We start from the raw sequence: 7,733 nt of genomic DNA, 5'->3' as shown, positions 1-7,733 counted from the left end.
ATGGACACATCGTCAAACGTCGTGGGCCGGCCCTCAGCATCTGGCGCCAGAACGCCGTGGGGCTTCGCGTTGTAGATGACCTGAACCGCTCGGCCGGTAGGCGCAAACTCCGACAGCCGGAGCTTGATCGTCGTGGCGCTCATGTCGATGTCAAGGACGGCCTCCTTGTTCGGATCGAGCGAGACCCAAGAGCCACTTCCGACCTGGTATTCGATCTTGTGATTCGTGTCCTGGTTCCAAACCCGCGCCGAGTCTGTCACTCCGGTGTAGGAGACCGTCTGACCGGCACCCCCGGCAGCAGAGGTCACAGAAACATCGACGGTCCCGGTCTGGACTTGCGCAGAGAGGGTCGGATAAAGCGTAGCCATGTATTCCCCTAGTCTTCAATCACGCCCGTCGAACACGGGATCGTCAGGTAATCAAGCCCGGACTCTTTGTCCGCAAGAAATGCCGCCGGGTTGTAGATCACGTTCGTTCGGTTCTTGCGCACATGAACGATCCGCATGGAAGCGTCGAGCCCATCAAGAAAGCGGATCACGATCCTTGCTGTGATCTGCGATTGCACGGCCTGGGACTGGATGAACTCGCGAGCGCTCAGCGGCTCGATAGCAGCCCATACTTCCTTGAACAGAACCCACTCTTGAGGCGTTTCTCCAGTCAGGGGATCTTGCGTAGGGTCGCCGTTCGAATCTGGAACGTAGTCGTACTTCTCGATGCGGACCCGGTGCCGCAGGCTGCCCGCTTCGATGCTCATCGAACGGTCGACTTGCGCGTGGAGTTGAGCAAGCTGGTCGCGCCAGCGCCGAGCGTGTATCCATGACCGGCATGCGAAGGAACCGCAGCAGCGCCAGAACCATCGCGGAATCTGTACTGCTGGGCCAGCTCCACGAGACAGGCGGCGGCCACAATCGGCTTGACGATGTATTCATCATCCGTCCCAACAGCAGGGATCGGATCGTCATTGCTGTCCACGATGATTTCGCCGTCACCATCGACAGAGGCTCGTAGCGCGCCAGTCCTCCTTCAGCCAAGCCAGTACGGCCTGGCTGATCGCAGGAATCCACGTGTTCAGCCAAGCATCATCCGCGTCGCTGTCGGTCCGGATGTGGTTCCGGGCTTCGTCGAGCGTGACCAGATTCATTTCAGCTTGACCGGCTCGATGGGGCCGATGGTCTTGATGGTCGTCTCACCATCACGCCCCTTGCGGGCAGCGATGATCCAGCCTTCCGCGCTCGTGCTGGGCTTGGTGTTCGTGTCCTTGGTGGCGAACCACGTAGACCCGTCGTGGACCCACGCTTCACCGGCCTTAGCCTTAGTGCCTTCCCTCCAATACCCAGCGGGACGGATACCGCCAGCCGGGTAACGGGCTTCCTTGGTCCGCCCGAGAGCGGTCGCCTTGACGGAGACTTCGTGCGTGTCGGGGAGGTACTCGATATCGAAGGAATCGAAGCCGATGCCGTCCTGGCCGTCTTTTCCGACCACTGGTCCGAGGCACTTGGCCTCACCATTGGTCAGCGTGGCAATTAGGTTCCCGTCGCGGTCGATCACTGCACCAGCAAGACCGACACCATCCTTCGCTGGAGGAATCGATGCCGCAGCCTTGGCGACCTCGGCGCGGATGACTGGTGCAACATCGTCCAGCGTGACGCTCTTGCCGTGGTCTCCGTCCTTCGGCTTCGGCAGCGCGGCGACGGCCTTCTCGACCTCGGCGCGGATCATCGGCGCGACTTCTTCCAGGCTCGGGCTCCGGCCGTCCTTCGCAGGCGGGATCGCAGCGACGGCGAGTTTCACCATGCCGGCGATCTGCTCGGGGTCTGCGTCCTTGCCATTCGTAGGAGCGGGGATCGCCTTCACGGCCTCATCGACCATCGACTTGACCACCGCCATGTCGCAGTCCTTGCCGTCCTTCGGCGCTGGCCGATCGTGAAAAGTCTGCACAGCATCCTGCACGTCGTGCGCGAGGTCTCCAAGCTCCTTTTCCAGCTTGCCTTCAAGAGCATCAATGCGCTTCTGCAACGGCTCTACGGCATTGCGGATTGCTTCGCCCATAGCTTTGCCAAACGCCTCGGCATCAAACATTGATGGCCCCCCGCATGGCCGCGATGGCCTTCTGTGTTGCGACGATGGAGCGGGCCTCTGCAATCATTGCCTTGTCCTCATCGGAGATTTCGGCAGGCTCGGCGACAGGTTCAGTTGCAGGCGCCTGCTGCTTCGGCTGGTTCTGAATCATGTTCGGATCCCAGGATCCCCTGTTCTCAAGCATTGCCAGCGGATAATCTTGGTGCTGTCCGTAGAGTGCCCCGCCGCCGCCAGTCGAGGCAAGATTGAAACGCGCGCGGCCTTCGTCCGGCGTCTTGATCTTGCCGGCGACCAGCTTGGTTTCGACTTCTGCGCGCTTGGCCTCGTCCATTCTCAGAAGCGGGTCAAGGTCTAGCTCAATGCCTCTTGGCGCCGCAATCTTCAAACCTTCATCCAGCAGGCTTTCCATGTGCTCGATGTGGGTCTGCAGGGCGTCGGCGTAATAGAGCTGGTTCAGTCCATCCACACCCAAGCCGGGAGGAATGGTCCCGATGCCGACCTTGAAAGGAGGGATGCCGAACGGCTGGCAGATCTGCTCGTCCGAATAGCGCATCTGCTCGACCATCTGTGAGTCGATGGACTTCATCGCAAACGGCGTGAACCGCATGTCCGCACCGATGATTGCGACCTTGCCAGACTTGGTGCCGTTGAAGTTCTGGTCCCAATAGGTCTGCACTGCCTTCGCATCGTCTTCGGTCATCCCCGCAGGGGCTGTCAGGAGGCCTCCAGGCTGGGCGTTGTTCGCGAAGAACTCCGTTGCACTACGGAGGATCTTCATGTTCTTCAGCGCCGGCCAGTAGGCAGCAGACAGCGGAGGAACACCGATCAGCGGGTGATGGATCGTCATGCAGCGGTCGTGGATGATCTCGCTCGCGGGGACGATCAGGTTCTCGGCCGGGTAGCCGTTCGGAAGCGTGTTCAGCGCGTCCGTTTGGAGTTGGTAGTAGACGTTCCCAGCGTCCGACACCATCGGCATGACCCGGCACGGATCGAGGATGTAGAGCTGGGTCACGACGCCGCGGTTGTCGCGGCGCTTGAGGATGTAGGCATTGCCTGAATCAGCTTCGTGAGAAGCCAGTATTCGCGGAACTGCCCTGCGGTCTGGAAGCCGTTTGGCTTTCTCAGAACGGGATCGTAAGCAGCACTGGGGACATCGGACCAGATGCCGGCCTCGTCACGCTGACGCAGGCGGAACGGGAGCTTTCCGATGTCGGAGGAAATGCGATAGATGCAGGCGTAGAGGGTCGGGTAGGTCGTGAGGTCGCCCACCTTCTCATCGACGTTCATCTGCCATGCGCCGGAGAACGGTTCGCTGATGACGCGCCATACATTGCGCATCGTCGGAACAGGCGTCATCGCCTTGGTGATCTCCAGCCCGAAGATTTTCACGCTTGCGCCTGTAGATCGCGACGGCGGTACTGGCGCTTTTGCCGTGGAGCAGCAGGCTCGACATCAGCAGCTCGCAACATACCTGCACGAATGAGCAAGGCAGCAGCCTTCTCCGGCAAGTCGAATTGGTCGCCCGGCACGTAGGCGCCGAACTTCTTGATCGGTGTGACCTTCATCTGTTCTCCAGAAAAGGAGGGGCCGAAGCCCCTCCGTTCATCAGCAGGTCGTCGGGAAGCCGTCGATCCACTGCAGAGCGCCCGAACGGCGAGCACCCCACCAGATGAATCTTTCCGCCCTAAATGCGACACTGTTCGTCTGCCACATGGAGACCAGCGAAGTCGCGGCCACGGTCGTGCTGGAGCTGTTGGTCGGTGCGTCGTCCATCTGGATCGAGGCCACGTCCGAAGCGTCCAGGGTCACCGAGCCATCGTCGGCCAGGTAGATTTCCGCTTCATCCACGAGGATGAACGGAGCACCACCCGAACCGCCGTTGTTCGCCAGGTACTGCGAGACCCGCAGGGGCACGCCGTCCAAGGTGCCGCCGGTCATCGTCACGCCCGGGAAAGCAGCGTTACCAAGGGGCTCACGCGACAGCGCGAGCATGCGGGCGACAGCCGGGGTCGTGTAGTAGGCCGGGCGGGCACCGATGTTGGTCGAGTCCCACGGAGCCCACAGGGCAGCGATCGCGCAACGAACCGTGTTCGGGTCCACGTAGTCGATCGAATTCCCCGCCACAGCGACCGGCGAGACGCCGTTCAGCAGGCCGGCCGGCGACACGTTGGCAACCGCAGCCACGTCCGGATCGAACAGGTCGGTGTCCACGCGAGCGATGACGCAATCCGCCAGCGAGTCACGCACCAGGGCTTCGGCCGACGGATCGGAGAAGCGGGCCAGTTCCTGCGTGATGACCGAGATCGCGGCAACCTTGGTGAACGGCACCGTGGTCGCGTTGAAATCGAACTTCGTCACAGGCTTGGCCTTGCCCTGACCAACCCAACCCGCCGTGCCGCCGGAGGTCTGACCACCGATGCGGACGTTGAACGGGACGGGGCGGAACTGAGCCTGACCGATCAGGGTGCGCGGACGCAGGTAGCTGATGAAGTCGCCCATGAACGTCTGCGCGTAGACCAGCGGGCCGGCCCAGGTCGAGTCGATGCTGGTGCCGGCGGCCACGGTCGCCTTGATCTGCATCATCTCGCGCAGGTTCGCGCCTTCCGACTGCGCCTTCAGCGTCTTGACGACGGCTTCGGTGTGCGGGTAGTGACGCTCGGCCATCTGGAACGCCAGGGCGTGGTTGCCCTTGGCCTTGGTCAGGCACATGGCGTAACGCGCGAAGGCGATGCCGGGCTCCAGCTTCTCAACGGTCTTGAGCTGGAGCGGCTGGCGATCGAGGGCACCCTTGGTGAGCTGCTCCGACTTGTCCGAAGCGTCAACGGCCTTGGCCGTCAGCTTATCCATCTCGGCGACGCGCGACAGGCGGGCGACATCGGCGTCGATGCGCTTGATCTCACCTTCGAGGGTGTCGAACTCTTCGGCTTCGGCGGTGTTCATCGAACGGCCTTCGTCGATCGACTTCTGGGCGACGGCCTTCATCGCGTCGGCCTTGACTTCACGGGTCGACTTCAGGTCGACAACTTGTTCAGCGAACGTCTTCATGACGTGTCCTTTCAGAAACGAAAAAACCGCCACAAGGGCGGTTCTGCAAATGAAAAAGCCGCCTCTAGGGCGGCTTGGCTGGGTGATCTAGCGGCCTGCTGTCAAAGGCAGACGGCGATCAGTTCATCGGGAGCGGGTCAGTCGAACGGCTCCGTTGAGTTCTTGATTGCCGGCTCGCTTGATGAGCGACACCGGACCTGATTTCCGGGCACTGAATTCCAGCGCCTTGATCTGATTGATAACGTCTTGCGGGAGCGCCCCACCAGCCATCGACTTGACGGCGGTGATGACGGCATCAGGAAGCGCAGGAATCGACACCGTAGAGAGTTCGTAAACCTCAACCTCTTGATAGTCGACGCCGTCGTCCGTGAATGCGTACTTGATCGGTTTGAAGCCAATGCTTACAGCGCGCACGAGGCCGAATTTCAGCTCGCCCCACGCCGTATTCACTCGATCCTTGAGGGAGCCGTACTCGTCGCCGACGACAGGGATCTCAGCGTCGAACTCGATCCCGCGCTTGGTAGGTGTCTTGAACTTGACCGTGCCTATTGGCAAGTCATGTCTATGTCCGTGCAGCAGAGCAAGCGGGTTCCGGAAGGTAACGCCGAGCGGATTGATGGTGTCACCAGCTCGATCCATAGATGGCGTCGTGGCCCATCCAGAGAATGTTCTCCGGTCTCCGTCGATCGCCTTCACCTCAAACGCGGAATAGGCGCGCTGTAGTTCCATCACTGTCTCGCTTCCATTTTTGCCAGTCGAGCTTTTGCCCTCTCGCACAGTCTTGTGAGTCCTCGCTTACAGAGCTTCTCGACCAGCCACCTTTGGCGGTCTACGCACTTGCAGGCCATCAGCCGGCCGTCGCGAGGACGAGGCGCCTGACTGGCACGCTCGTTGATACGGCCGCGCCTATCGCCATGCACAAAGCAACGGCCGCATCGATCTTGTTGATCGATCGCGTCTTGGCTAGCCAGTGGTTGCCCCAGCGGTCCTCTTCAGTCACCGCAGACATCATTGCGGACACCAGGACGGGGTTCTTCTTGATGCGAATCCGGCCCTCAAGGAGCGCGTCTTCGAGTAAACGGAGCGAGCCGGGCATCCAAAGACCTTCCGGTTTCTCGCCACGTCGCTCCGCGGCCTTCTTCATTGCTTCGGTCGGCTGGCCCTTCTTGGTGCCACCCTGGGGGTGTTCCACGAATTCCAGGCACAAGCCGATTTCCTTGGCGTCCTCTTCGAAGCGCTTGAAGGCATACCGGTCGTAAGCGACCATCTGGATGGCGAAGCGTCCAGCATCCTCCGACAGGGCCTGAGCGACCTGTCGATAATTGATGTTCTCGCCTGCCGGGGCCTGGATGTAGCCCTGATCTCGCCAGACTGTGTAGGGCAGCTTGTCGCGAAGCTCTCTGGCCTTGATGGTGTCGCCCGGAGTCCACGCCTCGATCCATGCATCGAATAGCGGCTTGTTGTCGGCCGTCACTCCGGTCTGAACAACCGACGCCTTGGCCGTGATGTCACGGTTCTGCGAGAGATCCAGACCGCAATAGACCTTCTTGCCAGCGTGGATCTGCGGGTCGAACTCCGCAAGTGCCGGCTCAAGTGTCGTTCTGGTCATCCATGCGGTTTCAGCATCCGTCCAGATGCAGAAGTGCAGTCGGAGGATGCCGTTTAGCTGACCAGGTATCGCCTTTGCCTGAGCAACCACTTCGGACAGGTAGCCCTCGGTGATCGTGACGCCAAGAAGCGGGTTGGCCTTAACCCAACACGTCGGGTCGTTGAGCGGGTCGTCTCCGTCGTCGAGAGCGCAGACGTAGCTGAAGGTCGTGTCATCTAGTGGCTCACCGACAAAGCTGGGATCGTTGACCGCTTCGGTATGCCCTGCGGCCACCTTGACCGCGTGCTCATGCTCTTCCCAGGCAACAGAGTTCCGATCCGACCCGCTGTTCGTAATCATGAACAGGAGCGGCTGGCGGCGGAACTTGAAGCCGCGTTCCAGCATCTCGATGATCTTGCGGTCCGGCAGCTCATGGACTTCATCAGCGAGGACGAAGTACGGACGAGGCCCTGAGCCGGTCTTCCCGGTATCCCGTGATACAGGCCGGAAGAAACTGCCGCTAGGGTGGTGGGCGATGTTGAACTCTCGCCCAGGGCCGCCCGAAAACTCCACCCGCTTCTTGAGCGCCGGGGACTGCTTGACCATCTTCACCGCGTCAGCGAACAGAATGCCGGCCTGCTCTCGCTTCGCGGCAGCGGCATAGACCTGGGCGCCGGCCTCACCATCGGAAACCATACCCAGCAAGCCGATGCCGCCGGCCAAGGGGGACTTGCCGTTTCCCTTGCCCTGCTCGATGTAGGCGCGCCTAAAGCGTCTGGTGCCGTCCTGCCGCTTCCAGCCGAACAGCGAACCTACGATGAATGCCTGGCTGGGGTGAAGCTCGAATGGCTTGCCGTCGAACTGACCTTCTGAGAGCCGAAGGATTCCCTCGAAGAACTCGAAGGCATAAGAGGCCGCCTCATGATCGAACCGCAGACCACGGGCCGACCCGTTCTCTAGGTCTAGTAGATGGCGCCGGCACGCATTCCTGACGTGCGGCCCAGCTACCGTGTGTGCGCGC

Annotated in this window: 10 protein-coding genes; all 10 read right to left on the bottom strand. The window is 61.2% G+C overall.

The window, feature by feature from the left end:
- Positions 1–368 (bottom strand): hypothetical protein (locus Y694_RS18365; protein WP_036235154.1); only part of this gene is annotated, 368 nt, incomplete at its 3' end.
- A gap of 8 nt (positions 369–376) precedes the next feature.
- Positions 377–754: a phage head closure protein gene (locus Y694_RS18360; protein ID WP_051495882.1), complete on the bottom strand. Its 378-nt coding sequence runs from the start codon at positions 752–754 to the stop codon at positions 377–379.
- On the bottom strand, positions 751–972 hold the full coding sequence (locus Y694_RS24475; RefSeq protein WP_152543610.1) for a hypothetical protein: 222 nt from the start codon (positions 970–972) through the stop codon (positions 751–753). Before Y694_RS24475 ends, Y694_RS18360 begins: the two co-directional genes overlap by 4 nt.
- Before the next feature lie 165 nt (positions 973–1,137).
- Complete coding sequence (locus tag Y694_RS18355) at positions 1,138–2,079, bottom strand: hypothetical protein (protein ID WP_155935862.1); 942 nt, start codon at positions 2,077–2,079, stop codon at positions 1,138–1,140.
- On the bottom strand, positions 2,072–3,091 hold the full coding sequence (locus tag Y694_RS18350) for a phage portal protein (protein WP_051495881.1): 1,020 nt from the start codon (positions 3,089–3,091) through the stop codon (positions 2,072–2,074). Before Y694_RS18350 ends, Y694_RS18355 begins: the two co-directional genes overlap by 8 nt.
- The gene (locus Y694_RS26180) at positions 3,088–3,468 is read right to left on the bottom strand and encodes a phage portal protein (RefSeq protein WP_051495880.1); all 381 of its coding nucleotides are present in this window, start codon (positions 3,466–3,468) and stop codon (positions 3,088–3,090) included. Before Y694_RS26180 ends, Y694_RS18350 begins: the two co-directional genes overlap by 4 nt.
- The gene (locus Y694_RS18345) at positions 3,465–3,644 is read right to left on the bottom strand and encodes a hypothetical protein (protein ID WP_036235150.1); all 180 of its coding nucleotides are present in this window, start codon (positions 3,642–3,644) and stop codon (positions 3,465–3,467) included. Before Y694_RS18345 ends, Y694_RS26180 begins: the two co-directional genes overlap by 4 nt.
- A 40-nt stretch (positions 3,645–3,684) precedes the next feature.
- Entirely contained in the window at positions 3,685–5,157 is a 1,473-nt protein-coding gene (locus Y694_RS18340; protein WP_152543592.1) for a phage major capsid protein, read from the bottom strand.
- 90 nt (positions 5,158–5,247) lie between these two features.
- Positions 5,248–5,820, bottom strand: a complete 573-nt coding sequence (locus Y694_RS18335) for an HK97 family phage prohead protease (RefSeq protein ID WP_231497768.1) — start codon at positions 5,818–5,820, stop codon at positions 5,248–5,250.
- Between the two features lie 151 nt (positions 5,821–5,971).
- The coding region (locus Y694_RS18330) for a terminase large subunit (protein WP_036235146.1) at positions 5,972–7,733 on the bottom strand (1,762 nt) is incomplete at its 5' end.

This window comes from Methylibium sp. T29-B, assembly GCF_000576225.1.
In the GTDB taxonomy this organism is placed as follows: Bacteria; Pseudomonadota; Gammaproteobacteria; order Burkholderiales; family Burkholderiaceae_C; genus Methylibium; species Methylibium petroleiphilum.
Note: the sequence above shows the minus strand (reverse complement) of the source record. Positions and strands in the feature narration are given on the sequence as shown.

Bases quoted from the DNA above. Each gene is read 5' to 3' on its own strand.
- Y694_RS18360 (WP_051495882.1), bottom strand. From the start codon at position 754: ATGAGCATCGAAGCGGGCAGCCTGCGGCACCGGGTCCGCATCGAGAAG.
- Y694_RS18355 (WP_155935862.1), bottom strand. From the start codon at position 2,079: ATGTTTGATGCCGAGGCGTTTGGCAAAGCTATGGGCGAAGCAATCCGC.
- Y694_RS18345 (WP_036235150.1), bottom strand. From the start codon at position 3,644: ATGAAGGTCACACCGATCAAGAAGTTCGGCGCCTACGTGCCGGGCGAC.